Raw genomic sequence first — 26916 nt, forward strand, 5'->3', positions numbered from 1 at the left:
AGCCGTGAGCACTTGATCCTGCTTTCGGCCCAGAATACGGAACCATTAACCCAAACAACCGCAAATGAAGAAGTCCTTACTCTTTGCTGCTGCGCTGGCCACCACCGGCGCCACGGCACAAATGACCGCCGGTTCGATCTGCCCCGACTTCACCGGGACCGACTTGAACGGAAACGTGCACAATCTGTACGACTATTTGGACGACGGGTATACCGTTGTTGTGGACGTGAGCGCCGCTTGGTGCGGTCCGTGCTGGAACTATCACGGAACGGGTGCATTGGAAAACTTGCACAACCAGTATGGTCCGGGCACTGCTGAAGACAAGGTGATCGTGCTGTTCATCGAGGGCGAAGCATCCAACTCGTTGGCACAGCTTCAAGGCACCACCACGAACCAGAACGTTTCCGGTTACAGCCAGGGCGATTGGATCACGGGCACCCCGTACCCCATCATCGACGATGCGAGCATCGCGAACTTGCTCGACATCAGCTACTTCCCAACGATCTACACGATCTGCCCCAACCGCCGGATCGCTGAAACGAGCCAGGTGAGCACTGCCCAGCACTGGAGCTACGTTCAGACGCCCTGCAACATAAGTGGCGTGAATGCAGGTTTCCTCGGGTACAACGGAGCAACCAGCACCTGCGGGGTGGAGGACATCACGGTGAACATGTTCAACATGGGCCAGAACGCCGTTACGAACGCCACTGTTGAGGTGAAACAAGGTGCTACCACCTTGGCCAGTCAGAACTGGACCGGGAACCTGAACACTTGGCAGAACGATGAGATCACTTTCCCGAACGTGACCATCAGCGACGCCGAGGCGGTGACCATCAACATTGCCACAGCCGATGCCGTGGCTTCCGACAACGTCCTCGACCCGAACATGGTTGATGCTGCACCTGTAAGCTGGGGCATCACCATCGAAGGCAAGATGGACCAGTACGCCACGGAATTCTCTTGGCGCTTGCTCGACCCCAGTGGAACGGAGATCGCTCAGGGAGGTAACGTGAACTACGTGAACGAGAACAGTTACTGCAACGGCACCACGCCTAATGCCGGCGCTGGCGCCTATGCGAACAACGCCACGTTCGCGGAGGAGATCGAACTGACCCAGATGGGTTGCTACAAGGTGGAGGCGTTCGACTCATACGGTGATGGCCTCCTGGGCTCGGGCTACTTCCGCGTGCGCAACAACAGCCAGTGGATCGTTGTTGATGTGGACTATGGCTGCAGCACCTCGAATGCCGTGGTCAACGACGCCGTTGGTGTCGAGGAGCGCGTTGGCAGCAACACCATCCAGTTCTACCCGAACCCGACGAACGGCAGCGTGAACCTCGTGCTGGGCCAAGCAGCCAGCAAGGTGAACGTGGAAGTGTACAACCTCGTTGGTGAGCGCGTGATGAGCCGCAACTTCAACAACAGCGCCATCGAAACGTTCGACATGAGCGCCTTGAACAACGGCATGTACTACTTCACCGTGAACGTGGACGGCAAGACCACCACGCAGAAAGTGACGCTCAACCGCTAAGCCGGTAGCGACAGGAAACCAATAAGGCCGGCGGCCCGGTGTTTGCACCACGGCCGCCGGCCTTTTCCTTTGACCAACTATCCAACAGCCATCATGCGCACGTTCATCACCACGATAGCCGCCATCGTCACCCTGCCTTTGTCCGCACAACTGCCCAGTGCTACCGTTACCGGGCTCGATGGGAAGAAAGTGGATGCCAAGACCTTCAGCAACGATGGCAAGCCCATCATCATCAACTTTTGGGCAACATGGTGCGCCCCATGCAAACGCGAATTGAACGCGATCGCAGAGGTATACGAAGAGTGGCAGAAGACAACGGGCGTCAAAGTGATCGCCATCAGCATCGATGATACCCGCAGCACGGCGCGCGTGGCACCGTACGTGAGCGGGCAAGGCTGGGAATACGAGGTGTACCTTGACCCCAACGGCGATCTGAAGCGCGCGATGAACGTGCAGAACGTGCCGCACACAGTGCTTTTGGACGGCAATGGGAAGATCGTTTACCAGCACAACGTTTACAATCCCGGCGACGAGAACGAACTCTACGCCAAGGTCAAGAAGCTCGTGGGCAAGTAGACCCGTTCGATCCCCATCCTGCGGTGCGTTCGGTCCATGGCCGATCGCCGAAAGCATGCGACATTGCGGCGCATTCACCACCGCATGACCTTGACTTCCCGGACCGCCCTTTCCATACTGGCCGTGCTTTCCGTTTTGGCCACCTCTGCGCAGCAGGATCCGCCAACCGGTGCGAACGACCTGCAGGTGCACGGCAACTTCAACATCGATGGGCAACTCTACAACCCTGACGAAGAGATCGGCGCCGTGCCCCCGCCGGAAGATTGGGGTCTCAATGCGTGGGGCAACCTGATCATCACCAAGGGCGCCTTTGAAGCCGGTTTGCGGCTTGAGAGCTATACGCCCCCACTGCTGGGTTACCCTGCCGGCGAACCCTACACGGGTTCCGGACTGGGCTACCGCTATGCTCGGTATTCCCAGGACGACCTGGACATTACGGTCGGCAATTTCTTCGAGCAATTCGGAAGCGGTCTTGCTTTCCGCAGCTATGAGGAACGATACCTCGGCGTGGACAATGCCATGGACGGTGTCCGGGTGAAGTTCAAGCCGACCACGGGCGTTTACCTGAAAGGTTTCATCGGCGAACAGCGCCTCGGGTTCAATAGCGGTTTCACCAAAGGGCCCGGTGTCGTGCGCGGCGTGGACCTCGAGCTATCGCTGAACGAATTGCTGGACAGCCTGGCCGTCAAGGGGCGCAACCTCGTCATCGGCGGCAGCTTCGTGAGCAAGTACCAGGAAGACCGCGACCCCCTGCTGGAACTGCCCGAGAACGTGGGCCTATGGGCTGCGCGCCTCAACTACCTGTCCCCGCACTGGAATCTCTACGCGGAGTACGCCCACAAGATCAACGACCCCAACAGCAGCAACAACAACATTTACAAGGACGGCGAAGCATTGATGTTCAACGCCACGTACGTGAGCAAGGGGCTTGGTGTCAGCGCCGGTGTTCACAGCTACGACAACATGGTGTTCCGCAGCAACCGAGCGGCCGGGCCGTTCGATCTCAACATCAATTTCCTGCCACCGCTTGCCAAACAGCACACTTACAACTTGCCCGCAACGCTATACCCTTATGCCACGCAACCCAACAACGAAGTGGCCGGACAAGCGGAGGTCTTCTACAAGTGGAAGAAGGGCACGGCCCTCGGTGGCAAGTACGGCACCAAGCTGGCCGTCAATGGCAGCGTGGCCTACGCGCTCGACACGTTGCGGATCGTTGACGATACCGTGACCTACGACGGTTACACGAGTTCATTGTTCGGAACGGGAGACCGCATGTATTTCAGCGACTTCAACGTGGAGCTGCGCAAGAAGGTGAGCAGCACGTGGGAGTTCGCACTGACCTACCTGAACCTGGGCTTTGACATTGAAACCGTACAGGGCAAGCCGGGCAAACCCCTGATCTACGCCGACATGGTGATCCTGGAGGGGATGCACAAGCTTTCCGATGCCAATAGCCTTCGCTTCGAACTGCAGCACCTCAGCACCAAGCAGGACCACGGCAACTGGGCCACCGCCTTGGTGGAGTTCACCTTCAGTCCGCACTGGAGCTTGACCGTGATGGACCAATACAACTACGGTGGTGCGGTCGAGACCGACGAGATCCACTATCCGCTTGGCAGCGTGGCCTACACGCGCGGTGCAAGCAGGATCCAAGTGAACTACGGGCGCCAGCGAGCTGGGATCTTCTGCGTCGGCGGTGTCTGCCGAGCAGTTCCCGCCGCCAATGGTCTAACGGTTTCCATTGCCAGTACCTTCTGAGCCATGATGAAGCAACTTCTCCTCCCTGCCCTCCTTCTTGCCGGTTTTGCCGGGTGCGACGTGATTGAGGAACCGGACAATCCCGTCCCGAGCACCAACGCATGCGAAGGCGTGAGCAATGGTTACGGCTTCCGTCGCGTGCTGCTGGAGGATCTTACGGGCTTCCGCTGCCCCAACTGCCCGGCCGCAGCCGATGTGGCCAAACAATTGGACGGTATCTATTGCGAAGACCTGGTGGTCGTTGCGGTGCACTGCACCGGGGTCTTCGCAAGCCCGACCACAACGCCGCCCGATCCCTTCAGCACCGATTTCCGTACGGCGGCCGGGGAGGCATACGTGAGCGCCTTCAGCCCCCCAGGACTACCTAACGGCTTGGTAAGCCGACGTGCGTTCGACGGGTCACAGATCGTTGGCGAGGACAATTGGAGCAGCGCCATTGCGGACATTTTAGGCGAGCCCGCACAGTTCGAGGTAACCTTCCAGCAGGTGAACTACGACACTGGTACGGAGACCCTTGACCTGCAGGTGAAATTGGACGTCCTGCGGGACACTGTCGGGGAGCACAACCTGGTGGTATACCTGCTTGAAGACGGCGTGATCGAGGGCCAGGAGGACAACCGCGTGCCCGGTGGCATCGTGTACCCCTATACGCACAACCACGTGCTGCGCGACAACCTGAACGGGACATGGGGTACCCAAGTGTTCAACGGGGCCATCACCACTGGCCAAAGCAATGTGCTCCCCATCAACGACTATGTGCTTCCGGCCAACGTACTTGAACCCGCGAACTGCCATTTGGTGGCGTACATCTACCGTGTGGACAACGACGAGGTGATGCAAGTGACGGAGCGTAAGCTCGTCGAGTAAGGCTCGGCGCCACCAAAGACCGGGCCTTGGGAGAAACCGGCGGACAAGTGCACAACTTTCCCTCCCAAAAGCGTTCATCCACTTCCCGAAGGATTACCTTCACGCTGCTTTCGCTGGAACCTCCCCCTGCGGTCCCCGGTGGAAGCCGACCCCACAAACGCCAACTCCCATGGTAGAGCAAGGAAGGAAGATGATGGAGTTCAGTAAGCAGGTGTTGCAGAAAGTGAGCTTCGACAAACGGTTGTTCCGCAAGGAATTGATCAAAGCGAAACGCTGGGTGGGCCAGCACGACCAGCTGCTCTTGAAAGCCTGGTGCTTGGCCACGTTCGGTCACGTGTACAAAGACGTGATCGTGGAGGTGTTCGAGAAGAGCATGCGGGCCTGAGCGGCGGATCACGCGACGTTGGCCCTTGCTGTGAGGTGTTATTCCTCCCGCAGGAACCGCACGTTGCGCATCAGGCCAGCGTACTTGGCGCGCTTCACGGCGCTTCCCTCAAAGAGGCGTTCGAAAACCACTTCGGTCATCCCGTGCCATTCCTCCTTTGACAAGGACATCACTTCCGGTCGCGGATCGAACTGCGGCTCGGTGTGCGGCGTGCTGAAGCGGTTCCACGGGCAAACCTGTTGGCACACATCGCAACCGAAAGCCCAGTTCTCGAAGCGGCCATTCATCTCTTCGGGGATCCCATCTTTCAGCTCAATGGTGAAGTAGCTTATGCACTTGCTACCATCAACCCCATAAGGTGTTATGGCATCCGTGGGACAGGCATCTATGCAACGCCTGCATGTGCCGCAGTGGTCAGTGGCCGGGGCGTCCGGCGCCAGTTGCAGATCGGTGATGATCTCACACAGAAAGAAGAACGACCCTGCGCCTTGCCGGATGATGTTGGTGTGCTTGCCCATCCAACCAATGCCGGCACGCTGTGCCCAAGCCTTCTCCATTACTGGTGCACTGTCCACGAAGGCCCGCATATCCACGGTGCCGAACTGTTCCCGGATGAACTGCATCAGCGGCTTCAGCCGCTGCTTCACCACCTTGTGATAGTCCCGGCCGTAAGCGTAGGTGCTCAGTTTGGGAGCATCCGCTTGCTTCTGCCGCGGCGGTGTGTAGTAGTTGTAGGCGAGACTGATAACGCTCTTCGCTCCCGGCACCAGCTTGCACGGATCGAGCCGCAGGTCGAAATGGTCGGCCATGTAGGCCATGGCGCCGTGCTGCCCGGTCCGTAACCATTGCTCCAAGCGCGGCGCTTCCTCATCAAGAAAGCCCGCTTGTGCGATACCGCAGGCCAAAAAGCCAAGCTCGTGCGCTTTGCGCTTGATGGCTTCCGCACGGGCTCGGGGGTCCATGCGGGCAAGGTAGAAGCCTAGGGCGAGGCCATGATCCAAGCGCGGCGCCCGCTACCGTCGGCGCTCTTCCAGAAGTAGCAGAAACGCTCGCGGCCACTGCGCAATAGGTCGCGCACTTCGTTCAGTGCGGAACTAGGATAGCCGAGATCGATGACGCCATGCTCCGCATCGAACTGTGGTACGGGAGCCTCTGGTTGGTCCACGAACCGGATGGTGACGCTCTTGGCCTTCGTGCCGCGCGAAAATGGTACGCCCTTGAAGCGCAACACCTTACTGGGGTCTTCGCCCACGGCACTCACCTGGCGCAGCAAGCGCACTATCTGCAAGTGGCCGAAACCAACAGGCCCGGGCGGACCGGAGCGTTCACCGATGGACGACACCACGGCGATCGGAGGGGGGAGAGCGGTCATGGTCGTTCGGTTGGGGGAACCAAACTGATCAAGCCCATGGACACCACCAAGGACGACCCTCAACTTCATACGAAGGATCGTTGTACTTAACGATCCGGAAACATGTCGGCCTATTCGAACAAACCGCCAGGTCGCGCAGTAGGCACCTTGCCCAAGTGCTTGTAGGCCCGTTCCATGGCCTGGCGACCGCGCGGCGTGCGCATCACATAGCCTTCCATGATGAGGAAGGGCTCGTACACCTCTTCGATGGTACCGGCCTCCTCGCCCACCGCAGTGGCCACGGTGTTGAGGCCCACGGGCCCGCCCGAGAACTTCTCGATGATGCACGAGAGGATCCGGTTGTCCATCTCGTCGAGGCCGTGAGCGTCCACGTTGAGGGCCTTCAGCGCGTGCTGTGCAATGGAAAGGGTGATGGTGCCATCGCCCTTGATCTGGGCGAAATCGCGCACACGGCGCAGAAGCGCATTGGCGATGCGCGGTGTGCCGCGGCTCCGACGTGCTATCTCGGTGGCCGCATCATCGACGATGGGTACGTTGAGGATGCCTGAACTGCGCTTCACGATGCCGGTGAGGATCGTGGCGTTGTAGTAATCGAGGCGGCTGTTGATGCCGAACCGGGCACGGAGCGGTGCGGTTAGAAGCCCGCTGCGGGTGGTGGCGCCCACCAGTGTGAAGGGGTTCAGCGTGATCTGCACCGTGCGCGCGTTGGGCCCGGCGTCGATCACCAGGTCGATGCGATAGTCCTCCATAGCACTGTAGAGGTACTCCTCTACGATGGGGCTCAAGCGATGGATCTCGTCGATGAAGAGCAGATCGTGCGGCTCGAGGTTGGTGAGCAGTCCGGCCAGGTCGGCGGGTTTGTCCAGCACGGGACCGCTGGTGACGCGCATGCCCACGCCCATCTCTTGCGCAATGATGTTGGCCAACGTGGTCTTGCCCAAGCCGGGCGGGCCATGCAGCAGTACATGGTCCAGCGCTTCGCCACGCATGCGGGCAGCTTGGGTGAACACCTTCAGGTTGTCCAGCACGGCCTCCTGCCCTGCGAATTCCTCGAAGCGGCGCGGCCGCAGCACCTGCTCCAGCTCTTTGTCGCTGGCGCTACGCTGCTCGTTTCGAAGGTCGAAGGCTTCAGGCATGGGATCCGATGCGGCGCATCGGGAGGACCAAAGAAACGGCACCGGGCAACACCGGCGAAAAACCGGCGGTCAACAACCAAGGCGGGCCTTCACCCGCCTTTGTCCAGGTCCGTTCTATCGCTCAGAAGAACTTGTTGCGCTCGTCCTTCACGCCGGCAGCCTCCTTCATCGCGTTGTACATCGTGGTTTCAATGCGGCCTTCAGTGCGTTGCTTGATGGCCTGGCGTTCGGCGCTCAGTTCGGTGGCCTCGGGTGCAGGTGTGTTGGTGGTCATCTGCACGGTGTAAACGCCCATATCGCCCTTGAGCGGCTTGCTCACGTTGCCGTCCTTCAGGCTGAAGATGGTGCCGATCAGTTCGCCTTCGTTGTAGCCACCGGGGATCGAATAGGCATTGTAAAGCATCTCTGTAGCCGTGCTCACGCTTACGCCAACTTCGGTGCCCAGAGCGCTCAGGTCGGTCTTGCCTTCCATCTTGGCCATCCAAGCCGCGGCTTTCTTCTCCTTCACCAATTCGGTCTTGAAACGGTCACGTACGCTTTCCAATGAGGGTGCACCTTCTTCCTTGATGGCCGTGAGGATGGCCACCACTTGGTTGTTGTCGATGGTGGTCACCGGGCTGATGTCGCCCACCTCGGCGTTGTTCGCCCACGTGATCAGTTGTGCGGGGTTCTGCAGGCCGGGCACGTAACGCTGGTCGGCGCGCAGGTCGTTCGCGGGGCGCACTTCGATGCCCTGCTCCTTGGCCACGCTGCGGAAGGTGGCCGTGTCCTTGACCAGTCCACGGAAGGCGTTGGCCTCTTTGTAGCGCTTGTTGAAGGTGGCGCCGCTGGGCTTCGAGGCACGGTCCACGGTAAGGATGCGGCGCTCGTCGCGATCGCGCTGGCCCAACACCTCCACGATGTGGTAGCCGTAACTGGTCTTGCAGATCGTGGTGGCGCCCACAGGCTCGTCGAAGCTGGCCTTGGTGAACTCGGGCACCATCTGCTTGCGGTCGAACCACTCGTAGACACCGCCCGTGCTCTTGCTTCCGGGATCCTCGGTGTACTTCGTCACCATCTCCTCGAACTTGCCCTTGTTCTTTTTCACCACCGCCAGAATGCTATCGGCGCGTTGCTTGATCTTCTCCGACTCTTCTTCGCTCTTGCCTTGAGTGCTGAGCAGGATGTGGCGCACACGGGCTTCCTCCACTTTGGCCAGTTCGGCCACCTTCACCAGTTTCCATACTTCGCCTTCGCGGTAGGGCCCGATCACGGCACCGGTGTCGGCCTTCAGGATCAGGCTGTCGTTCACCATGTCGGCGCTACCAGCCGTGTACGCCACGGGCGTTGGGTTCTTGCTGTCGGCGTTGGCCATCACGAAAGCACTGTCGTTGGTGCTGGTCCCGAAAGCGGAACGGAGGGCCTCCATGTCCTTGGCCAAGGCCGCGATGTCCTCGTCGCTCGGCCGCACTTCCATGGCCACGAACTCGAAGCTGCGTGAAGCCTGCTGCTTGTACTTGCGCTCGTTCTTGTGCTCGTTGTAGTACCGTTTGATCTCCTCCTCGCTGGGCGTATAGAGGCTGTCCGCTTCGCTGTCGTAACGCTTGGCCACGAAGTTGAATGTGGCCTTGCGGTTGTTGGTCTGGTTCTCGTCGCGGGCCTGTGCGCTGTTCACGAACACGCTCTTTTTCACCAGCGTGTTGTACTTGCTGTAGAGGCGCTCCTGGATGATGCGCTGCTTCTGGATCTCGTGGTATTCCGGCGCCTGCTCGTACACGTTCTTGAAGTAGCTCTTCAAGGCCTCGGTGTTCACGCTGCCATCGGGGTTCTGGAAGTTCGGCTGGTTCTTGAAGTCCGGCAGGATGTTGTCGCCGAAGCGGATGTCGTCGTACTCGTTCTTCACGAGCGTGGTGCCGAAGCCGGCCTTTTCAACTTGCGGCAGCATGATGCGTTCCTTCACGATCTCGTTCCAGATCCGGGTGCGCAGTTGCTCCATCTGCGGGCCGTCCATCGTCTGCCCGAAGGAGTTGCGCAGGGTGTTGGCCTCGTTCTCGGCGCGCACGCTCAGTTCGCGGACGCTGATAGGGGCACCGGCCACTTCGCCCGCCACCTCTTCGGCGCGACCGCTGAAGCCTGTGTTGTTCTCCAGCAGGGCACTGAGTATGAAGAGGACCAGCGCGCCGCCCACGATGATGATGAGAAGACCGCCGCGCTTGCGAATGCTACCGATGACTGCCATGGTTCTGTTCCGTTTGAAGACTTCCAAGACCCCTTGTTTTCAGGGGCTTATGAGCAAAGGGCCGCAAATATAGAAGGGCACCCGTACGGTTGATGGACCGCGACGACGCAACGGTCGCAACGCAACCGGGCCCAAGGGTGATCCCCCGCTGCGTTCGTAGCGCCGTTGCGGTGAAAACCTACCCCACCAGCCCCGCCCCCGTGTCCTCCACTTTGAGCCGCACCAGGTCGATGCGGCCGTGGGTCACCTGGGCAATGGTGAGGTGGAAGGCGCCGATGTCGAGCTGGGCTCCCTGCTCGGGCAGTTCCTCGGTGTGGTGCAGGATCCATCCGGCCAGGGTGCCGAACTCCTCGTCCACGGGGAAGTCGAGGCCGAAATGGTCACGGAGCCGCTCCACCTCCACCCGACCGCTGAAAAGGAACTCGTGTTCCCCCAGGCGCTCCTCCACCACCTCGCCCAGGTCGTGCTCATCGTCGATGTCGCCCACAATGGTTTCCACCACATCCTCAATGGTGAGCATGCCGGCCGTGCCGCCGAACTCGTCCACCACCACGGCCACGTGTGCCTTCTGTTTGGTGAAGAGCTGCAGCACCTGGTCCACGGGCATAGTGCCGGGGATGAAGTTCACCGGGCGCATGACGCTGCGGATGGTGCGCGGGCGGCGGAACATCTCGTAGCCGTGCACATAACCGATGATGTTGTCGATACCGTCCTTGTACACCAGCAACTTGCTCAGGCCGGTGTCGGCGAAGCGTTTTTGCAACGTGGCCACCGTCTCCTCCACGTCGATGGCTTCGATCTCCGCACGGGGCACCATGCGATCGCGGGCCTTGGTGCTGCTCAGCTCCAAGGTGTTGCGGAAGTAGCCCACCTCTGCGTCCATGTCCTTGTCGGCGGGCGTGCTTTCGCTCACCTGCTTCAGGAACTCATCAAGGTCGATGCGGCCGAAAACGGGCTGACCAGGCTTGGCGCGCACGCCGATGAGCCGCAGCAGCAGCTCACTGATACCGGTGAACACCATCATGGGCAGCCAGAGCACCACGTAGATGAGTTGCAGCGGCACGGCGAACACCGTGAGGATCCCGTTGGGGTCGATGCGGAAGAGCGACTTGGGGAAGTACTCCGCCACCACCAGGATGATGAGCGTGCCGATGACCGTGCTGGCCGTTAGCTCGAACCACTCGTGCGGATAAATACTGTGCAACCAGGGATCGATGCCTTTGGCCAGCATGAGCGAACTGACCACGATGGCGATGTTGTTCCCCACGAGCAAGGCGCCGATGACACGGTGCGGCCGCCGATAAAGGCCCGCCAGGAGCCGCGCGCCCAGATCGCCCTGCTTGCGTTGCAGCTCCACATAGAGCTTGTTGGCGCTCACGAAGGCGATCTCCAGCCCGCTGCTGAAGGCCGAGAACAGCAGCGCAACAATGAGTATGGTAAGGTCGGTAGGGCTCAAGCGGGGGTGAAGATCGCATAGGCCACTCTTTTGATACTTGGGCGATCACGAGTTGGCTAACGGCCAAGGGATTAGTGCTAGGATTCCGAAAAAATGCCTATAGCTTCACACCGTGCCCTACCATGGGTGCGTTGGCGTCATGGAAGCGAAACGGAACACTGTTGCATTCGCGGCGGTGATGAGCGCTGTGCTTTGCGTTGCTCAACTACCGAACACTGTTTATGACGCGCAGTCTTATACCACTGCCCAAGTGGAAGCTTGGGGCGTGGACCTGAACGCACCGGTAGGAGTTCTTCCCGGCGGTGCGGGCGTAAGCGCTACCGGCGGTGCCACCTACACCATACCGATCGCAGTGCCTCCGGGAACGAACGGCGTTGCACCACAATTAGCCATCACCTACAGTTCGCAAGCCGGAGATGGACAACTGGGCATGGGTTGGGGCATCAGTGGCCTTTCGAGCATCGCCATGGTGAACAGGGACATGCACAACAGCACGCTCGTTGCGCCAATGCAGTTTTCACCGGACGACCAATACGAACTGGACGGCCTATCGCTGGTGCCCATCAATGGCGGGGCACAGGGCGCCGACGGCACGATCTACGACACGGAGGTAGCGCAGTATGCTGAGGTAGTATCGCATGGTCCACAGCCGGAACTAGGGCCGTACTACTTCACTGTGGTGACAAAGGACGGCCTGCGGTATTGGTATGGCGAGGGCGATGCCAGCGTTCGGGCGAACGGCAATTGGCCTGTGGAGTGGAAGATGAACAAATGGATGGACCTCAACGGCAACTACGTGAACTATGTGTACGAGACAGACCCCGTGGACGATGAGACGTACTTGGACAGGATCGAATACACCGGCAATGATGCGGCGAACCTTGCACCGTACAACCACATAGAGTTCGTTTACTCTCAACGCGACGACCGCACGCAAACCTGGGTGAACGGCTGCCGCTTCTGGCGGACGCGATTGCTTGACGCCATCAAGGTGTACGCCGAAGGGCAGCACGTGCGCACGTACGAACTACGTTATGCGCAACGGCATTTGGGCCGTTCGTTCCTGAACAGCGTGACGGTTTCGAACGCTGGAGAAACGGAGTGGATGCATCCCACCATTTTCAAGTACGGCGACATAGACGTTGTCCACGATGTGGACCAGTATGCCATCAACGACGCGCAAGTGAAGTATTTCACCGGCGACTTCGACGGGAACGGCATGAGCGACGTGGTGCGCGTGTATTACGACAACGTGGACCTGACGCCGAACAACAACTGGTGGGACATCAGCTACGAGGAAGTGCAGCATTCCTTTGATGTGTACATGAACGGCTCCACGACCTCAACTCACTTCGTGGACCTGGGTGCGCTCATCGGGACCTCCAACGCCATTTAACTGTTCAGGGACCAAGGCACCAACAGCAACGTGGTAACGATGGACATGACCGGTGATGGGCGGGATGACATCCTGGTGACGAGCTTGTCATGGGATGGAGACGAGGAAAAATGGCAGGTTGTTGGTTTCTGGCTTCTCCGAAGCACTTCGGTTCTTGATGATGCGAGTTTTGCAGTGGAGGACCTTGGCAAGCCGAGTCCTGCTATCAAATACCTCGACCCACCCGTTCAATTCATGACTGTCGGTGACTTCAACGGGAACGGCCGTAGCGAACTGCTCGTGAACCTATATGACGACCAATGGAACAACGCCTACGCCTACACCTTTGAATGGAGTACGAACCCGACATGGTCCGCGGCTCAGACCCTGCCGAATGCGAACGCCGTTTCTCGTGCTCGGCACATGCATGTTATGGATTATGATGGCGATGGCAAGCAGGAACTTATTGTCAGACAGAACGAGTATGGTGATGGATTCCAGATGTTGACGCAGACCAGCGAGAACACCTGGACCGAGCAGTACACCTCCCCCTCCCTAGCGGCCGACATGGACGACCATGTTTGGATCGGCGATGTGGACGGCGATGGAAAGGACGATGTGCTTGTCAACTACTACACCGGGTCATGGTGGCTTTACACGAGCACCGGTGCCAACTTTTCCGTGTTCGCCAGGTGGAAAGCCGATCAACTGTCGTTCACGCCGTTTCTCGACGCGGATGATGAGACGGTGTTCCTCGCCGACTTCAATGGCGATGGGCGCGCGGACATTTTCCGCTCAGAGGCCGGTACGGATGTGGCACGGGTCCACTATTCCATGGGCTACACCCCAACGGGTCCTTCCTTCAGTTGGACCAACTACGTGGTGGAGGGGTTCCAACCCTTGACCACACTGACCCTCGGTGACATGAACGGCGACGGAAAGCACGATGTACTGAACTACGCCCTCTACACCGAGCCATTGGAGATCCACTACTTCAACAAAGGCGCTCATGAGCGCAGCATGACCCATGCGAGCAATGGCATGGGTGCGCTGACCACATGGACACTGGCCTACACCAGTGATGCTGCGGTGTACACCCAGGAGACGTACGGGGCTGGTCTTAGCGAAGTGAGCACCGCCGGACCGATGGAAGTGGTGGCCGGCATGAGCAACCCTGATGGTGTTGGCGGGCGTTATTCGGACTGGTACAGCTATGAGAACGCGTGGCGGCAACAGTATGCCCGTCGCTTCATGGGCTTCGAGCGCACGGTGCATGACGACATTCGCAAGCAACTGCGCACCGAGCGCAAGCGCAAGCGCACGAGCGGGATCAGCGGGTTATTGCCGGAAACGGTGGATATGAGCAGCCTGGTGGACCAAACCCTTCTACACGGTGCCGTGAGGACGTACACGTTCCTGACCACGGGTATCGCCAACTATACCCGCGTACTCGTGGAAACCGAGCAACGAACCAACCACTTGGACAATAGGACCAGCACTTGGACCATGCTCGACTTCGACGTGGACGGAAACGTGGAAGAGAGCATGTTGGACATCAACGGCATCGAGGAAGTTCACACCACCACCACATGGGTGGCCCGCGGACCTTCCACGCGACTGGCGAAGCCCGAGCTCGTGACGGTGGAAAGCACGCGCGACGGAGTCCCACCGGTTTCCAAACAAACCAACTACACCTACTATACCAGCGGGCGGCTGGACAAGACCATTGACTTCTTCGGGACACCACAGACGAGGACCACGGACCGGCAGTACAACAACACCGGCAATCTGGTGTTGCAGCGTGAGTATTACACCGCGCTTCCTGTGGCCGGTTACCGGACCACGCAACTCGCGTACGACGCCAAGCGGCGCTACCCAACGGAGCAGACGATCGTCTGGAACGATGGAGGTGTATTCAGGGACATTACCACTACAACCACCTGTGGGGACCCGCGCTGGGGCGCGCCCACGGCCCAATTGGGCCCTGACGGGCTGACCACCCTGAGCACATACGATAGTTGGGGACGGACCAGCACATGGAGCGCACCCCATGAGGCAGGAACCCCGCGATATGAATTGACCTACGAGCACGATTGGGCTGTTGACCCTGTTACCCATCAGTACACGCAGCTGCGCACGAACGACCCTGGCGGGGCCGATCGCATCGGCTACTTCGACCTGTTCGGCCGCGAGGTGGAGGCATGGACCGAGGCTTACGACCATGGTTGGCACGAACAGACCATGGCCTACGATGCCGCAGGCCGCTTGGCTGAGCAGACCGTGCCGCATTTCGATGGTGAGGCCTTCGAGACCGTGAACCTTGGCTATGATGACTATCACCGTCTGAGCACCAGCACCAGCGATGTGCGTGGAACGAGCACCAAGGCGTATTCCGTCGCCCAGAACGGCGAACTAACGGTGACCAGTACTACACCTGCCGGACATGTGAGCACGGTAACAACCGATGGAACGGGAAAGACCGTAAGGGCCTCCGACGACGGTGGCGAGCTGAGCTACAGCTATGATAGCTGGGGCAACCTGCTCCGCGTGAAGCACGGCGGACAAAGCCTTAGCTGGTGGACCTATGACTCTTATGGCCGTCGCGAAACGATGCATGACGTGGATGCCGGCACCACCGCATATGCTTATGATGGTTTCGGTCAGATCACCACCGAGGTGAATGCCCTTGGCCAAGCGACGGAACTGACGCGCGACAATCTGGGGCGAGTGCTCAGCAGGACCGGTGAAGAGGGTACCACGACATACACCTATTTCTACCAGAACGACCGGTTCGTGAACGTGCCGGTGACCATTGAAGGACCGGATGCCACATTCTCCTATGAATACGACGATAGCTACAACCGGATGACCAAGGAACTGCGCACGATCAATGGCGTGGACTACCCCATGTATTTCACCTACGATGATCATGACCGTTTGAGCACAATAGAGTACGGGAGCCAATTGCAAGTGCTACGGAGCTACTTTGACAATGGGGCCCTGGCCACGGTGGAGACGAGCTTCGGGACCGTCTTCGACAGCCCCGAGATGAACGGTCTGGGACAGTACACGGGCTATATGATGGCGGATGGGAACGAGTTGGATATCGTGCGCGAGCACGGTTGGACCAAGGAGATCACAGCAGGCACGGTGCAGGACCTTGCGTACGATATCGAACCGGAGACCGGGAACATGCTGAGCCGGTACGACCGTGTGAAGGAGCGCAAGGAGATCTTCACGTACGACGACCTCGACCGGTTGAAGACGTCCGAAGTGTTGAGCGTGCTGGGCGGTGGCAACTACAGCTTGGTGAGCAGCACTGAGTATGAGTACGATGAGTTCGGAACAGGGCAAAGCCGGGGCAACTTGGAGGTGAAGAGCGACGTGGGCCAATTGAAATTCAGCGGGCGGCACAAGGTGAGCGGTGCTTACAACCTCGACTATCCGAACCCGAACAACCAACCGCCCAAGCTCATCAATCTCGAAACGCAGACCGTCGAGTACACGCCGTTCCAAAAGGCGAGCAGGGTGATGGAATTGGTGGGCACGGACGACTGGAAGCTGGACTACACCTATGGGCCGGATCAACAACGGGTTTTGAGCGTGCTGGAGCAGAACGGGAGCGGGTACATGAGCCGCGTGTATGCCGGATCGTTCGAGAAGGTGGAGCAGCAAGGCGATGCTTGGGAGGTGCATTACATCGGCGGCGGGGACGGCCTTTGCGCCATGGTGGTGCACGACCTAACGCAGAACGAATGGAAGACCTACGCCGTGTACAAGGACCACCAGGGCAGCTTGGTAACCCTGACGGACGCCGACGGCGGAAGCGTGGTGACGGAGCAAGCCTTCGATGCCTGGGGCCGTTGGCGGAACCCGCAGGACTGGGGCGACACGGACATACCGCAGCAGCCCTTCTGGCTGTTGCGCGGCTACACCGGCCACGAGCACATGGAGCCCTTCGCCAGCATCAACATGAACGGGCGCCTGTACGATCCGGTGAACGGCCGCATGTTCTCAGCCGACAACTACGTGCAGGGCAGCAATTGGACGCAGGGCTACAACCGCTACGCCTACGCGGCCAACAACCCGATGAAGTACACAGATCCAACGGGGGACTTCATTGTGATCGATGACTGGTTGCATGGCTTTGTCCATGGCTACTTCTCAACTAGCACGGATCGCTGGGATGCAGGCGTCGCAGTTGGGAACCATGAGGGTGAAATGGCCGCGCGCATTTGGGCAGGGTTGGGTCAGACAGATTCCAAAAATGACTTCTGGGGGCAGAGCTGGGAGATCATCTCAAGACTGACATGGCAATCACCCCAAACCGCCTTCGGTCTCGGTTACGGACTGTTCACGAACATGACGAGTGACGTGAACTCCGTTGAGACCTATGGTGGTGCCACGGTAATTAATGTGACCGGTTTCAGCGGTGGAGTTACGATTGGATCATACATCACTGGCGGAACCTCGATCAAGGCAGATCCAAGCAACCCCTTGTTCCAGCACGAGTATGGGCACTACCTTCAGAGCAAAGCATATGGGCCATGGTATATGGAAAAAGTGGCCCTGCCAAGCCTTATCAGCGCGGCGTCGAGCGAGACCGGTACTGAGCACGGTGCTCATCCCGTGGAGCAGGATGCGAACAGGAGGTCGTTCGAGTATATGCAAGGAAGGTACGAGCAGTATAATGGCTGGAACCACAACAGCAATACGATTTTGGTCTACGATGCAACTCGGGGCTACTCCGATGCGAGCAACCGCGCGGCATTGCAGCGAGCCAAAGTGAGCTTAGAGTGGTACGACTTTGCCATAACGGGTTTTACTGGCGGCTTTACTTTAACCGGTGGTATTGTCAACGTAATCAACATGAACTACTGATGTGCAAGGCCAACAAAGCGTTTCGGCTGCTTGGTCCGCTTGCGCTTCTACCGCTCATGGCAGTCGATTGTGGTCGGAATACCGAGGACTGCCATCGAACCATTGAAGTGCGCAACACGGCCACGACCACGCACTATGCCATGGGCCTAACAGAACAGCTACATAGTCACCTCCAAACAGCGAGCCCATTCCTTTCTCCGGAAGCACATGCTGTGGAGTCGGGCAGGACGAGTGCCGGTCCCTTGTTGCGCACCAGTTGCTGGGAGGCACTCTTATCCGGTAACACGCTCTACGTATATTCATTCCACGACTCCCTGGCCAGCTACGAATGGGAAACGATCGTGAATCAGCAACTCTACGAGGGTCCCGACGCCTATACACTGAATGATTTACGGGCCGGTGGATTCAAGGTGACGGTGCCTTAAGTTGCTCTATGGCGCTGACTTGGAGAAGGTAAGTGTGTTCGATGTTTCGCCATCCTGCAGGCGAACGTAGTAGGTGCCCGCTGGAAGGTGGGCAACGCTGATTCGGCAGTTGGTGCCTGCGACATGATCCGACAGCACAACTTGTCCGTGTATGTCGAAGACCCGCAACTGCGCATTCACGAGTTGAGAAGCGGATGAAACAGTAACGAACTCCGAAGCCGGGTTCGGATAGATGCTCAGCACCGGTGCGGCCTGCTCATCTGCCACACTCACATCACACGAACCCACCCACACATCATCCACAACGAACGTACACCGGTAGTGCGGTGGTGTTATGTTGGTGATGGTGCTGAGGGAATCGGCCAGGAAGTTCCCGAAGGTGAAGTACTCCTCTCCTCCCGCAGCGGTATAGACCGCATCGAGGGCGGTCCAATTGGCGGTATCGACACTGGCGGTATTGAAGATGACCTGTGCATCGGCCGCCCATGCCGTATCCGCTTCTTGCCAGGTGCTGGGGATGGTATCGGTAAAGAGGCCATGCAGGTGGTGAGTGATGACCTCGGAGGCTTCCAGGAGGTTGATCCAGATGCGCACACAATAATCGGTACCCGCAGTAAGTGGTGTGTTCAGATGAGCAGTGGCATAAGGGTGGTTGGGGCCTAGGTTGCGCAGGTAGGTGCTCACGGCAATATGACCGTCACCGGAGTGAGAGAATTGGTAACCGAGCAGGTTACCCGGAACGCCAACGGAGGGGTCCAGTGGATTGTTGCAGGCGTGCAAGTACTCCGGTTGGCTCCCCGGGTTGATCCAATCGTCGAGGCTTTGCCAATCGACACCACCGGCGCACCCCGAATGGTCCTCGAAGCCGGGGTTTGGAATGAGGTTCTGGGCGCCAACCGTACTCGAAAGGCACAGACATACAAAGAGGGTAGAGCGAACGCGCATGTGTTTCAACTGTTTCATTCCGACTTGGCGGGAACGCCATTGCAGGAGGGTCAATGGTGCGAGACGGAGAAGGGTGAAATGAGCATCTCGGAGCCTACGCTGATACGAGCGAAGTAGGTGCCCGCTGGGAGGTGGGCGATGCTGAGGCGGTGAGTGAGGCCCGTGAACTGGTCGCTCAGGACTGTGTGTCCTTCGGCATCCAGGACCTCTAGCTGACCGTTCTCCACCGGCATTCGGAGCTGGAAGTTGACGAAATCGTCGGACGGGTTCGGATGCAAGCGCATCGCATTGGCTTCGAGCATAGCGGCCTTCGTGCTACCTGTCTGAGGCGCCATGCCCTCTTCGTGCTCCTGCTCTTCCTCCTCTTCCCCGGTCCAACAGTACCATTCGCGCTGTATGCGGTTACCACCCGCATCGTATTGGTAACGCACCTTGCAACCGCCTTGTGCTTGTGCGACCATGCACACGGCCAAAAAGCCGAAGAGCAAGACCGTTCGGCGAACATCGGACTCCGTTCTCATGGCGAAGGGTTTGTAGTGAGTGAAGATAAGCGCCATCGGCAACTTCCGCATTCCGCCCGTCGGCGGCCTCCCTCCCTTCGCCAGCTTTAGCCCGGGCGCACTGTTGCGTCCGGCAGCGCAGTGCTGCCTTCCGGTTCATTGACGGGTTGTTCCATCCTCTTCGCGGGCGCAGTTGCACGGAAGCTATCAACCGTCGGTCAGTTCCGTTGGCTTACCCGGCCTATGGTCGCCGACTTCCCTGGATTTCGTTCATCCAACCGTCGGAAGTACGGACATTTCCAACACAAGTGCGCATCCGACCGACAGAAGTTAGGGCACTTCCTCATCGGTTAGCGCAACCACACAACAGGCCCCCCGGTGCGGAACGCCGGGGGTTGTTTCATTTCCGGCCCTCGCCTTTGGCCATCCTGTCCCGTTCCTCCATCGCCTCTATCTTCTTGCGCATGAGCCTGCGGCCGAACCACATGCCCAGGGCCACCAGCGGGAACCACAGCCAGATCTTGCCTGCCGCAAAGCCTTGCGTGCTGATGGCCCAGATGGCCAAGCCGAGCGACACGGCGGCCACGGCCAGCCAGAATCCCTCCATGATGCGGTTCAACTTCTTCATGGTGTGTTCTCCAGTGAGTCCTTTTGCACGGCCACCACGCCGGTGATGCGCGTGATCTCGTAACGGCTGAAATCCTCGGCGGCACGCATGCCCTGCCCGTGGATCACGTCCTGCTTGCGTTCGATGGTGACGGGCTTGTCCGTGCGGATGATGGCGCTGTCCTGCACCCAGTGCAGTTCCTCGGTGCGCAGTGTTTCGCCCTTGGTGTTCACGAACACCACATCGCCGGCCACGCGCATGAGGCGTTCCGCGTTGCGTATGGTACCCCGCTGGGCCGTGAGCTTGCTGCCTTCGGCGCCACTGGCGGTGAAGAACACCAGCTCAATTCCGCCGCTCAGTTCGGTGCGTTCGGGCTTGGTCATGTACTCCTCCACCCGGGCTGCGCGCAGTCGGTTGCGCACGATGGCACTGTCGCTGTAGAAGTACTCCACCTCGGTGCTGGTGCGATCGGGACCATCGGCGTGCAGATCAACGGCGGCCACACTGTCGAGGTCGTTCTTGCACGCGGAAAAAAGAAAGAGAGCTAGGAGGAGAAATCCGGTTTCACGCAGAGGCGCAGAGAACGCAGAGCAGCATCGTGCTCCAGCATTTCCTCTGTGTTCTCTGCGCCTCTGCGTGAGAAAAAAACACAAGGTGTTCACCGCGTGAAAGCGACGACCCATCCTCAATCGATGCGCCGCTTCACGAACCATCCTTCGCGGGGATCGGGGGTGAAGGAGAGGCCGACGAAGAGCGTGGTGAACTGCTCCTGGATAAGGCCGTTGTCGGTGGTGCCGCGCTGACCGTATTCGCCACCGATGGTGATCCGGCTGCGCGAGAACTTGGCGAGCACCGGAACGGAGAGGCCCGCGCTCACAGCCGTTTCGTCCAGCTGTTGGCCACGCACCACCAGATAGTCCTGGTTGTAGCGCACCCCTGCCCGGTAAACGATGTTGCGCAGCAGGTTGTCGTGCACGGTATTGCCCGAAGGACGCCATGCCAAACCGAGCGCATACGTGCGTTGCAGGCCGAGCTCCTCTGCCGGTTGCCAGCCCTCTACATCGCTCCGCAGCTGGCTCCAATCGCGCTGCCGCACTTCGGCGCTCAGACTGAACTTGCCACCATGGGTGATGCTGAACCCAAGCCCGAACAAGGGCGGCACGCCGATGTTGCCACGCTCGCCGTCGGTGAAGCTGATGGTGTCGCGTGGGATCTCCACCCCGCCGGAGAGCGAGTAGTTGTGCAGCACATTGGAGTAACGCGCTCCTAGGCCGCCGCCCAGTTCGCACACCGCACCGATGTGGAAGCCCCACGCCATGGTGTCGGTCTTGATGGGCACGAACTCCGTACGCAAGCTGTCCGGCCGATCGGCGTTGCGGGCCGCGTGGCGCTCGCGTCGGCGTTTATCGCGCACGATGATGCGCTGCTGATCGCGCCGCCACGACGATAGTTGGCCGCTGTAGAGCAGGCCGAAGGTGTAGGTGGGGTCACGCACCACCAAGGTGGAGAAGCTGCGTGTGCTGTAGTAGCCCGATGCCTGCGGATAGATGGCCTTGCTGGTTTGCTCGATGGCGCCGAACAGGTAGTTGAAGTTGAACCCGAAGGCCAGCTTGTTGCCCAAACCCAGCGTATCGCGACGGCGGTTGTCGGTGCCCACGCTATCGCGATCCTGCCAGAGCACGCGGCCCAACCCCAAGTAGGCACGATTGAGCCCGCCCGTACCGAGGTACTCGAACGTAACGGTGTGACCATCGCCGGTGGTGGCCTGGTCGGTGACGAGGTAGCCCACGTTGCTGTACGGCTGAAGGCCGATGGCCATGCCCCACTTGCGCTTGCCGAACGGAATACCGAGGCTCAACCCGGCCAACTGCACGCCATCGCGCTTTGCTTCCTGGGTGCTGGTGGTGAGCGTTGCGTTGCGCCAAGCGCCGCCTGCCTCGAACACCGGCGTATAAAGGCTGGGGTACGTGGCCGGGTTGACGGCTGTAAGACTGAAAGGGTCCACTACCGCAACGCCGACACTGCCCATGGTGCTCTGGCTGATCTGCGCGGCATTCACCAGGTCGCCGAAGCCGTACGCCGAGTAAGGGCTGTCGGCGATGTTTTGTGCGCGGGTGCTACCGGCCAGCGCCAGCAGGGCCAGCGCCGTGGTGCAGTTGATGTTCCAAGAGTGCATGCAGTCCGCGCAGGGTCAATAAAGGGTCGGCAAAGATGCTGCTTCGCAGGTGCCCGGTGAACAGGAGTGCGTCGCCGCCGGTGAGCACAACGAACAAGTCGGGCCATTGTTGCCGCAGGGCGTTGGTGTAGCCCCACAACTCCGCAAGCACACCGTGGAATGCACCGCTCTTCAGCGAGGAAGCCGTGTCCGTGCCCACGAGCGGTGGCATGGCGTCCACTTCAACCAACGGCAGACGTGCTGTTTGCTCGTGCATGGCCCGCGCGCGCATGTGCAGCCCCGGGCTGATGGCCCCACCTTGGAATACCCCGTCCGGCCCGACAATGTTGTAGGTAACACAGGTGCCCAGGTCGATGGCCACACAGGGCCTTCCAGCGCCGAGTTGCCAAGCCGCCAAGGCATCGGCCCATCGATCGGTGCCCAACGTGTGTGGTGTGGCGTAAGAAGTGCCCAACAGCGATGGGCTTTGGCCTGTCAAGCGAAAGAGCGGGGCGGTGGCTGCACCCCACTCCATCAGTTCCTCCGGCAGTTCACCGCTTGCTGCAAGGGCGATGGCGGCTGGCTTCGCACCCGCAAGCCATCGTTCCCAGTCCGTTGCCTTTGCGGCTTCCAGGACGGCATGCTTCACCACGGAGCGGCCGCTGAACAGCGCGGCTTTCACCCGTGTATTGCCGACATCGAGCACAAGGTGAAGAGGGCCGGTGGGCATTGGAGTGCGCGTCTATATTTGCGGCCCTTTCGCCGGAAGGCCAAAGGAACAGCTTGGTGCCTTAGCTCAGCTGGTAGAGCAACGGATTGAAAATCCGTGTGTCCCCAGTTCGATTCTGGGAGGCACCACCAAGGAAGCCCTCGATGCGTCGGGGGCTTTTCTTTTCCTGCTCAGGGATTTTCCTTCAACCATTGCCGCACGCGCTCCAAGTGCTGCTGCTTCTTCGGTTCGCGCGCGCGCTGGTTGGTAGCCGTGAAGTAGTGGTGCTGGCTGAGGAAGGTGACCTGGAGTTCGTTCCAGGAGCGTTCCGTGCTGAGTATGCCGTATTGTTTCAACTCGCGGAAGAGGTGGTTGCCCACGGTGAAGAAGTCATCGCGGCCCAAGTAATCAAGGTCTGCATCGCAGAGGATGGCGCTGAGCGGGTCCTGCGGCGTTTGCGGGATGCGGGTGGCCATGATCATGGTGCAGATGGCCTCCACCTGCTCGCTGGTATAGCCGAAGCCGGGCAGCGATTCGCGGGCGATGGTGCAGCTGACTTCCTCGTGGCGCTCGTTGCCACGCACGAAACCGACATCATGGTAAAGAGCAGCCGTCTTGAGCAGGGTCAGGTCATCGCCTCCCACACCTTCCTGCCGGGCGATATCGATGGCGGCCCTGTGCACATCGAGCGTATGGCCATAGCTGTGGTACGTACGGTCGTACGGTAACCGGCCTTGCAGTTGCGCAAGGATGAACGATTTGGCCGAACTGTAATCCATCGTCGTTGCGAAACAAAGTAAATCCCTTCACGGCAGCATCGTCCAAGGCGATGAAGTGGGCATTCCAGGCCTTGACGGGTCTAAGTTTGTGCGATGCCGAATGCCCAGCGTCGCACGGTCCTGCTCATTGTCCTGCTCGGGCTGTACATCGTGCTGCAGTTCGCATGGTGGGGCGTTCTGCTGGTGCGCAAGGAAATGGCACTGGAACAAGCAGGCTCACCGGTGGCACACGTCCAGCGCACCGTGTGGATGCTGGTCGGCGAAGGCACAGTGTTCATCACGCTCATCGGCATAACGCTCTGGTTGTTGTACCGTGGGTTGAAGCGTGAACTGGCGGCCTCAAGACTGCAACGGAATTTTCTTCTTGCGGCCAGCCATGAACTGCGTACGCCCATCGCAAGCCTTCAACTGCAATTGCAGACAGCATTGCGCAGCGGCCTGAGCGAAGAGGAACGCCACGAACTGCACCGCCTGGCATTGAACGATGTGCACCGCTTGGGCGGCTTGGCCGAGAAGGTCCTTCTTGCTACTCGTCTTGAGGAGACGAGCATTCCGCTGGACAATTCGTGGTACCGGTTGAACGACCTCGTGGAGGAAGTGTGCGCACAAGCGCGAGCCTCATACGCCAAAGACCATGTGGTGATCACCGACCTGCGGCCGGTTGAACTGCGGATCGATCCGCAGGCCTTCCGCAGCGTGCTGGAGAACCTGCTGGAGAACGCAGCGAAGTACAGTCCCGCGGGCCGCACCATCCGCGTGGACCTGAGCCCCGTTGGCAGCACCGTGCTGTTGCGCGTAAGCGATGAAGGTCCGGGCATACCGGCCGACGAACGCCAAGTCGTCTTCAACAAGTTCTACCGCAGCGGCAACGAGGAAACGCGCCGGGAGAAAGGCACCGGCCTCGGCCTGTACATCGTGCAACGCCTCATGAAGAGCATGGGGGGCAGTGTGCACGTGGAGGCACGCGCTGGGGGAGGGTCTATTTTCGCCGCCGCTTTTCCCTTGCATACATGACGAACAGGAAAGTCGCGCTGATCATCCTCGATGGATGGGGCATTGGCGCAGGCGACCACACCGATGCGATCGCGAAAGCGCGCACACCGTTCATCGATGGGCTGCGTGCCACCGTTCCGCACGCCGCTCTGCGCACCGACGGCCGCAACGTGGGCCTGCCCGATGGCCAGATGGGGAACAGTGAGGTGGGCCATTTGAACATCGGCGCGGGCCGTGTGGTTTACCAGGACCTGGTGCGTGTGGACAAGGCCATTGAGGATGGGTCGCTGGAGAAGAACGAAGAGCTTCAGCGGGCATTCACCGCTGCGAAGACCATCGGCAAGCGATTGCACTTCATGGGCTTGGTGAGCAAGGGTGGTGTGCACAGCATGCAAGCACACCTTGCGGCATTGTGCCACATGGCCAAGCGTGCTGGAGTTCCCGTAGTGCTGGTGCATGCGTTCACAGATGGCCGCGATGCCGCGCCGAACAGCGGGCTGGGCTACATGGAGGAACTGCTGCGCGACATTGCCGGAAGCGGCGCACAGGTGGCGACCGTGTGCGGGCGCTACTACGCCATGGACCGCGATAAACGGTGGGAGCGCATCAAACGGGCTTATGACCTCCTGGTGGACGGAAAGGGAACGGAAGCGAAGGATGCGCTCGATGTCTTCCGAACGAGCTACGCGAACAACATCACGGACGAGTTCATCGAACCGCACCACATCGCGGGCATCGATGGCCGCATAAGGCCCGATGACGTGGTAGTGTGCTTCAACTTCCGCACGGACCGCTGCCGCGAGATCACCGTGGCGCTGACGCAGCGCGACATGCCCGAGCACGGCATGCGCACACTACCGCTGCACTACGTGACTATGACCGAGTACGACAGCACCTACCGCAACGTGCACGTGCTCTTCACCAAGGACAACCTGAGCATGACACTGGGCGAGGTGGTCGCGAACGCCGGGCTGACCCAACTGCGGGCGGCCGAGACCGAAAAGTACCCGCACGTCACGTTCTTCTTCAGCGGAGGTCGGGAGGAGCCGTACACGGGCGAGGAACGCATCATGGCAGCATCACCGAAAGTGGCCACCTACGACCTGCAGCCGGAGATGAGCGCACTGGAACTGGCGCAGCGCGTCGCCGAGTACCTGATAGCCAAGAAGCCCGACTTCGTTTGCCTCAACTTCGCCAACCCCGACATGGTGGGCCACACGGGCGTGTTCGATGCCATCGTGAAGGCCGTGGAGACAACGGACCGATGTGCACAGCAAGTGGTGGAAGCAGGCCGAAAAGCGGGCTACAGCTTCGTCATCATCGCGGACCACGGCAATGCCGACAAGGCCATGAACCCCGACGGCACGCCGCACACTGCGCACACCACCAACCCGGTGCCGGTGTTCATCATCGATGATCGCAACTGGAACGTGCGCGACGGCATCCTCGCTGACGTTGCGCCAACCGTGTTGCGCCTCATGGGCGTTCAGCAGCCTGGAGAGATGACGGGGAAGAGCTTGATCGGCTGATCACTTCACCGCCTCCACCACCAAGCTCTCCGCGGCGCGCTCCTGCTGATCAATGAGCAGCTCCTGCATGGCACCTTCGCCGATGCGTCGTCTCGTTATGGAACCGAACCCGGCTTGGCGAAGGAAAAGCTCGAGCGACTCGAGATCGTAGCTGTACTGGTGCGTGCCTTCACGCGCGTAGCGGTTGATGCTGATCATGCCTGTAGCCTCTTGCTCGCCGTATGGGAACACGACGCTCTTATCGGTCTTGCGCTTCTGGTAAAGGTCGAAGTACAACTCTCCATCGGGCAACACCAGGCGGAACACTCCGCCTGGCTTCAAAACCCGGTGGATCTCCTTCACCGTGCGCATGAACGCATCGTGCGGGATGCAGTCGATGCAATGCTCGCTGAAGACGCCAGCCATGCTTGCGCTCTTCAACGGTAGCCCACCACGCGTGAGGTCCCAGCAGATGTCCACGCCCGGCAACCAGTGGTAGTCGAGGTTGATGAACTGGGGCTTGGGCTGAGCACCGCATCCAACATTGAGCAAAGTGGCACGTCGGTACTTCCGCCGATCCACGAACAGCGGATTGCCCCGGATCGCCCAAGAGAGCGCTTTCTGGACTTTGAAATACGACAGCAAGGAGCGCATAACGGAAGGAAGTGGCGGGCAAGGTAGCCGCTGCCCTTCGGACACGCAGCGGCACCAGAAGGCTTGGCCCTGCTCCTACCTTG

23 protein-coding genes and 1 tRNA gene are annotated in these 26916 nt (G+C 59.8%); 11 read left to right on the forward strand and 13 right to left on the reverse strand.

Translation table 11 applies throughout. The features are described 5' to 3' along the window. Window positions 1-64 precede the first annotated feature (64 nt). The 5 genes from IPJ76_05065 to IPJ76_05085 all read left to right on the forward strand — a co-directional run bounded on the left by IPJ76_05065 (window position 65) and on the right by IPJ76_05085 (window position 5120). The gene (locus tag IPJ76_05065) at window positions 65-1531 is read left to right on the forward strand and encodes a T9SS type A sorting domain-containing protein (GenBank protein ID QQR87599.1); all 1467 of its coding nucleotides are present in this window, start codon (window positions 65-67) and stop codon (window positions 1529-1531) included. 93 nt (window positions 1532-1624) lie between these two features. After that, window positions 1625-2107 (forward strand): TlpA family protein disulfide reductase, encoded by a 483-nt coding sequence (locus IPJ76_05070; protein QQR87600.1) that lies wholly within the window; start codon window positions 1625-1627, stop codon window positions 2105-2107. A gap of 84 nt (window positions 2108-2191) precedes the next feature. After that, entirely contained in the window at window positions 2192-3868 is a 1677-nt protein-coding gene (locus IPJ76_05075) for a hypothetical protein (GenBank protein QQR87601.1), read from the forward strand. Between the two features lie 3 nt (window positions 3869-3871). After that, entirely contained in the window at window positions 3872-4735 is an 864-nt protein-coding gene (locus tag IPJ76_05080) for an Omp28-related outer membrane protein (GenBank protein QQR87602.1), read from the forward strand. A 169-nt stretch (window positions 4736-4904) separates the two neighbouring features. Next, entirely contained in the window at window positions 4905-5120 is a 216-nt protein-coding gene (locus tag IPJ76_05085) for a hypothetical protein (protein ID QQR87603.1), read from the forward strand. Between the two features lie 38 nt (window positions 5121-5158). On the opposite strand, the gene queG is transcribed toward IPJ76_05085, so the two are convergent. The 5 genes from queG to IPJ76_05110 all read right to left on the reverse strand — a co-directional run bounded on the left by queG (window position 5159) and on the right by IPJ76_05110 (window position 11302). Then, the gene (gene queG / locus IPJ76_05090; GenBank protein QQR87604.1) at window positions 5159-6082 is read right to left on the reverse strand and encodes a tRNA epoxyqueuosine(34) reductase QueG; all 924 of its coding nucleotides are present in this window, start codon (window positions 6080-6082) and stop codon (window positions 5159-5161) included. A 17-nt stretch (window positions 6083-6099) separates the two neighbouring features. Continuing rightward, a complete protein-coding gene (locus tag IPJ76_05095) occupies window positions 6100-6492 on the reverse strand; it encodes a hypothetical protein (GenBank protein ID QQR87605.1) in 393 nt (130 codons plus the stop codon). Window positions 6493-6602: 110 nt separating this feature from the next. Next, the gene (ruvB, locus tag IPJ76_05100; GenBank protein QQR87606.1) at window positions 6603-7628 is read right to left on the reverse strand and encodes a Holliday junction branch migration DNA helicase RuvB; all 1026 of its coding nucleotides are present in this window, start codon (window positions 7626-7628) and stop codon (window positions 6603-6605) included. 121 nt (window positions 7629-7749) lie between these two features. Then, on the reverse strand, window positions 7750-9846 hold the full coding sequence (locus IPJ76_05105; GenBank protein QQR87607.1) for a peptidylprolyl isomerase: 2097 nt from the start codon (window positions 9844-9846) through the stop codon (window positions 7750-7752). 178 nt (window positions 9847-10024) lie between these two features. Next, entirely contained in the window at window positions 10025-11302 is a 1278-nt protein-coding gene (locus tag IPJ76_05110) for an HlyC/CorC family transporter (protein QQR87608.1), read from the reverse strand. A 139-nt stretch (window positions 11303-11441) separates the two neighbouring features. Here IPJ76_05110 and IPJ76_05115 point away from each other — a divergent pair, with 139 nt between their 5' ends. The 3 genes from IPJ76_05115 (at window position 11442) to IPJ76_05125 (ending at window position 17983) form a co-directional block, all read left to right on the forward strand. Further along, window positions 11442-12698, forward strand: coding sequence for a hypothetical protein (locus IPJ76_05115; protein ID QQR87609.1), 1257 nt, complete (start codon window positions 11442-11444; stop codon window positions 12696-12698). 234 nt (window positions 12699-12932) lie between these two features. Continuing rightward, on the forward strand, window positions 12933-17558 hold the full coding sequence (locus IPJ76_05120; protein QQR87610.1) for a VCBS repeat-containing protein: 4626 nt from the start codon (window positions 12933-12935) through the stop codon (window positions 17556-17558). 56 nt (window positions 17559-17614) lie between these two features. Continuing rightward, a complete protein-coding gene (locus IPJ76_05125) occupies window positions 17615-17983 on the forward strand; it encodes a hypothetical protein (protein ID QQR87611.1) in 369 nt (122 codons plus the stop codon). A 6-nt stretch (window positions 17984-17989) separates the two neighbouring features. Here the strand turns inward: IPJ76_05125 and IPJ76_05130 are convergent, their stop codons facing one another. The 6 genes from IPJ76_05130 to IPJ76_05155 all read right to left on the reverse strand — a co-directional run bounded on the left by IPJ76_05130 (window position 17990) and on the right by IPJ76_05155 (window position 22920). After that, window positions 17990-18928, reverse strand: coding sequence for a T9SS type A sorting domain-containing protein (locus IPJ76_05130; GenBank protein ID QQR87612.1), 939 nt, complete (start codon window positions 18926-18928; stop codon window positions 17990-17992). Window positions 18929-18978: 50 nt separating this feature from the next. Next, the gene (locus IPJ76_05135; protein ID QQR87613.1) at window positions 18979-19449 is read right to left on the reverse strand and encodes a T9SS type A sorting domain-containing protein; all 471 of its coding nucleotides are present in this window, start codon (window positions 19447-19449) and stop codon (window positions 18979-18981) included. 379 nt (window positions 19450-19828) lie between these two features. Then, window positions 19829-20056, reverse strand: coding sequence for a hypothetical protein (locus IPJ76_05140; protein ID QQR87614.1), 228 nt, complete (start codon window positions 20054-20056; stop codon window positions 19829-19831). Beyond that, window positions 20053-20718, reverse strand: coding sequence for an LPS export ABC transporter periplasmic protein LptC (lptC, locus tag IPJ76_05145; protein ID QQR87615.1), 666 nt, complete (start codon window positions 20716-20718; stop codon window positions 20053-20055). The genes IPJ76_05140 and lptC overlap by 4 nt, the downstream gene beginning before the upstream one ends. Window positions 20719-20720: 2 nt before the next feature. Further along, on the reverse strand, window positions 20721-22211 hold the full coding sequence (locus IPJ76_05150) for a hypothetical protein (GenBank protein ID QQR87616.1): 1491 nt from the start codon (window positions 22209-22211) through the stop codon (window positions 20721-20723). After that, a complete protein-coding gene (locus IPJ76_05155) occupies window positions 22153-22920 on the reverse strand; it encodes a type III pantothenate kinase (protein ID QQR87617.1) in 768 nt (255 codons plus the stop codon). The genes IPJ76_05150 and IPJ76_05155 overlap by 59 nt, the downstream gene beginning before the upstream one ends. Before the next feature lie 55 nt (window positions 22921-22975). Here IPJ76_05155 and IPJ76_05160 point away from each other — a divergent pair. After that, a tRNA-Phe gene (locus tag IPJ76_05160) sits at window positions 22976-23051 on the forward strand. A 39-nt stretch (window positions 23052-23090) separates the two neighbouring features. Here the strand turns inward: IPJ76_05160 and IPJ76_05165 are convergent. Next, window positions 23091-23678, reverse strand: coding sequence for an HD domain-containing protein (locus IPJ76_05165; GenBank protein ID QQR87618.1), 588 nt, complete (start codon window positions 23676-23678; stop codon window positions 23091-23093). A gap of 93 nt (window positions 23679-23771) precedes the next feature. Between IPJ76_05165 and IPJ76_05170 the strand changes: the two genes are divergently transcribed. Together IPJ76_05170 and IPJ76_05175 are read left to right on the forward strand one after the other, a co-directional pair. After that, window positions 23772-24692, forward strand: coding sequence for a hypothetical protein (locus IPJ76_05170; GenBank protein ID QQR87619.1), 921 nt, complete (start codon window positions 23772-23774; stop codon window positions 24690-24692). After that, complete coding sequence (locus tag IPJ76_05175; GenBank protein QQR87620.1) at window positions 24689-26200, forward strand: 2,3-bisphosphoglycerate-independent phosphoglycerate mutase; 1512 nt, start codon at window positions 24689-24691, stop codon at window positions 26198-26200. The genes IPJ76_05170 and IPJ76_05175 overlap by 4 nt, the downstream gene beginning before the upstream one ends. Here the strand turns inward: IPJ76_05175 and IPJ76_05180 are convergent, their stop codons facing one another. Continuing rightward, complete coding sequence (locus tag IPJ76_05180; GenBank protein QQR87621.1) at window positions 26201-26833, reverse strand: methyltransferase domain-containing protein; 633 nt, start codon at window positions 26831-26833, stop codon at window positions 26201-26203. Window positions 26834-26916: the final 83 nt, after the last annotated feature.

It is taken from the genome of Flavobacteriales bacterium, assembly GCA_016699575.1.
Lineage (GTDB): Bacteria > Bacteroidota > Bacteroidia > Flavobacteriales_F > PHOS-HE28 > PHOS-HE28.

What these genes read in the sequence shown, in the direction of transcription:
- IPJ76_05140 (QQR87614.1), bottom strand. Translation starts at nt 20,056, where the DNA reads ATGAAGAAGTTGAACCGCATCATGGAGGGATTCTGGCTGGCCGTGGCC.
- IPJ76_05175 (QQR87620.1), top strand. Translation starts at nt 24,689, where the DNA reads ATGACGAACAGGAAAGTCGCGCTGATCATCCTCGATGGATGGGGCATT.
- IPJ76_05075 (QQR87601.1), top strand. Translation starts at nt 2,192, where the DNA reads ATGACCTTGACTTCCCGGACCGCCCTTTCCATACTGGCCGTGCTTTCC.
- IPJ76_05155 (QQR87617.1), bottom strand. Translation starts at nt 22,920, where the DNA reads ATGCCCACCGGCCCTCTTCACCTTGTGCTCGATGTCGGCAATACACGG.
- IPJ76_05130 (QQR87612.1), bottom strand. Translation starts at nt 18,928, where the DNA reads ATGCGCGTTCGCTCTACCCTCTTTGTATGTCTGTGCCTTTCGAGTACG.
- IPJ76_05070 (QQR87600.1), top strand. Translation starts at nt 1,625, where the DNA reads ATGCGCACGTTCATCACCACGATAGCCGCCATCGTCACCCTGCCTTTG.
- IPJ76_05150 (QQR87616.1), bottom strand. Translation starts at nt 22,211, where the DNA reads ATGCACTCTTGGAACATCAACTGCACCACGGCGCTGGCCCTGCTGGCG.
- IPJ76_05170 (QQR87619.1), top strand. Translation starts at nt 23,772, where the DNA reads ATGCCGAATGCCCAGCGTCGCACGGTCCTGCTCATTGTCCTGCTCGGG.
- IPJ76_05080 (QQR87602.1), top strand. Translation starts at nt 3,872, where the DNA reads ATGATGAAGCAACTTCTCCTCCCTGCCCTCCTTCTTGCCGGTTTTGCC.
- lptC (QQR87615.1), bottom strand. Translation starts at nt 20,718, where the DNA reads ATGGGTCGTCGCTTTCACGCGGTGAACACCTTGTGTTTTTTTCTCACG.
- IPJ76_05095 (QQR87605.1), bottom strand. Translation starts at nt 6,492, where the DNA reads ATGACCGCTCTCCCCCCTCCGATCGCCGTGGTGTCGTCCATCGGTGAA.
- IPJ76_05115 (QQR87609.1), top strand. Translation starts at nt 11,442, where the DNA reads ATGGAAGCGAAACGGAACACTGTTGCATTCGCGGCGGTGATGAGCGCT.
- IPJ76_05125 (QQR87611.1), top strand. Translation starts at nt 17,615, where the DNA reads ATGGCAGTCGATTGTGGTCGGAATACCGAGGACTGCCATCGAACCATT.
- IPJ76_05165 (QQR87618.1), bottom strand. Translation starts at nt 23,678, where the DNA reads ATGGATTACAGTTCGGCCAAATCGTTCATCCTTGCGCAACTGCAAGGC.
- IPJ76_05105 (QQR87607.1), bottom strand. Translation starts at nt 9,846, where the DNA reads ATGGCAGTCATCGGTAGCATTCGCAAGCGCGGCGGTCTTCTCATCATC.
- IPJ76_05135 (QQR87613.1), bottom strand. Translation starts at nt 19,449, where the DNA reads ATGAGAACGGAGTCCGATGTTCGCCGAACGGTCTTGCTCTTCGGCTTT.
- queG (QQR87604.1), bottom strand. Translation starts at nt 6,082, where the DNA reads ATGGACCCCCGAGCCCGTGCGGAAGCCATCAAGCGCAAAGCGCACGAG.
- IPJ76_05085 (QQR87603.1), top strand. Translation starts at nt 4,905, where the DNA reads ATGGTAGAGCAAGGAAGGAAGATGATGGAGTTCAGTAAGCAGGTGTTG.
- IPJ76_05120 (QQR87610.1), top strand. Translation starts at nt 12,933, where the DNA reads ATGACTGTCGGTGACTTCAACGGGAACGGCCGTAGCGAACTGCTCGTG.
- ruvB (QQR87606.1), bottom strand. Translation starts at nt 7,628, where the DNA reads ATGCCTGAAGCCTTCGACCTTCGAAACGAGCAGCGTAGCGCCAGCGAC.
- IPJ76_05180 (QQR87621.1), bottom strand. Translation starts at nt 26,833, where the DNA reads ATGCGCTCCTTGCTGTCGTATTTCAAAGTCCAGAAAGCGCTCTCTTGG.
- IPJ76_05065 (QQR87599.1), top strand. Translation starts at nt 65, where the DNA reads ATGAAGAAGTCCTTACTCTTTGCTGCTGCGCTGGCCACCACCGGCGCC.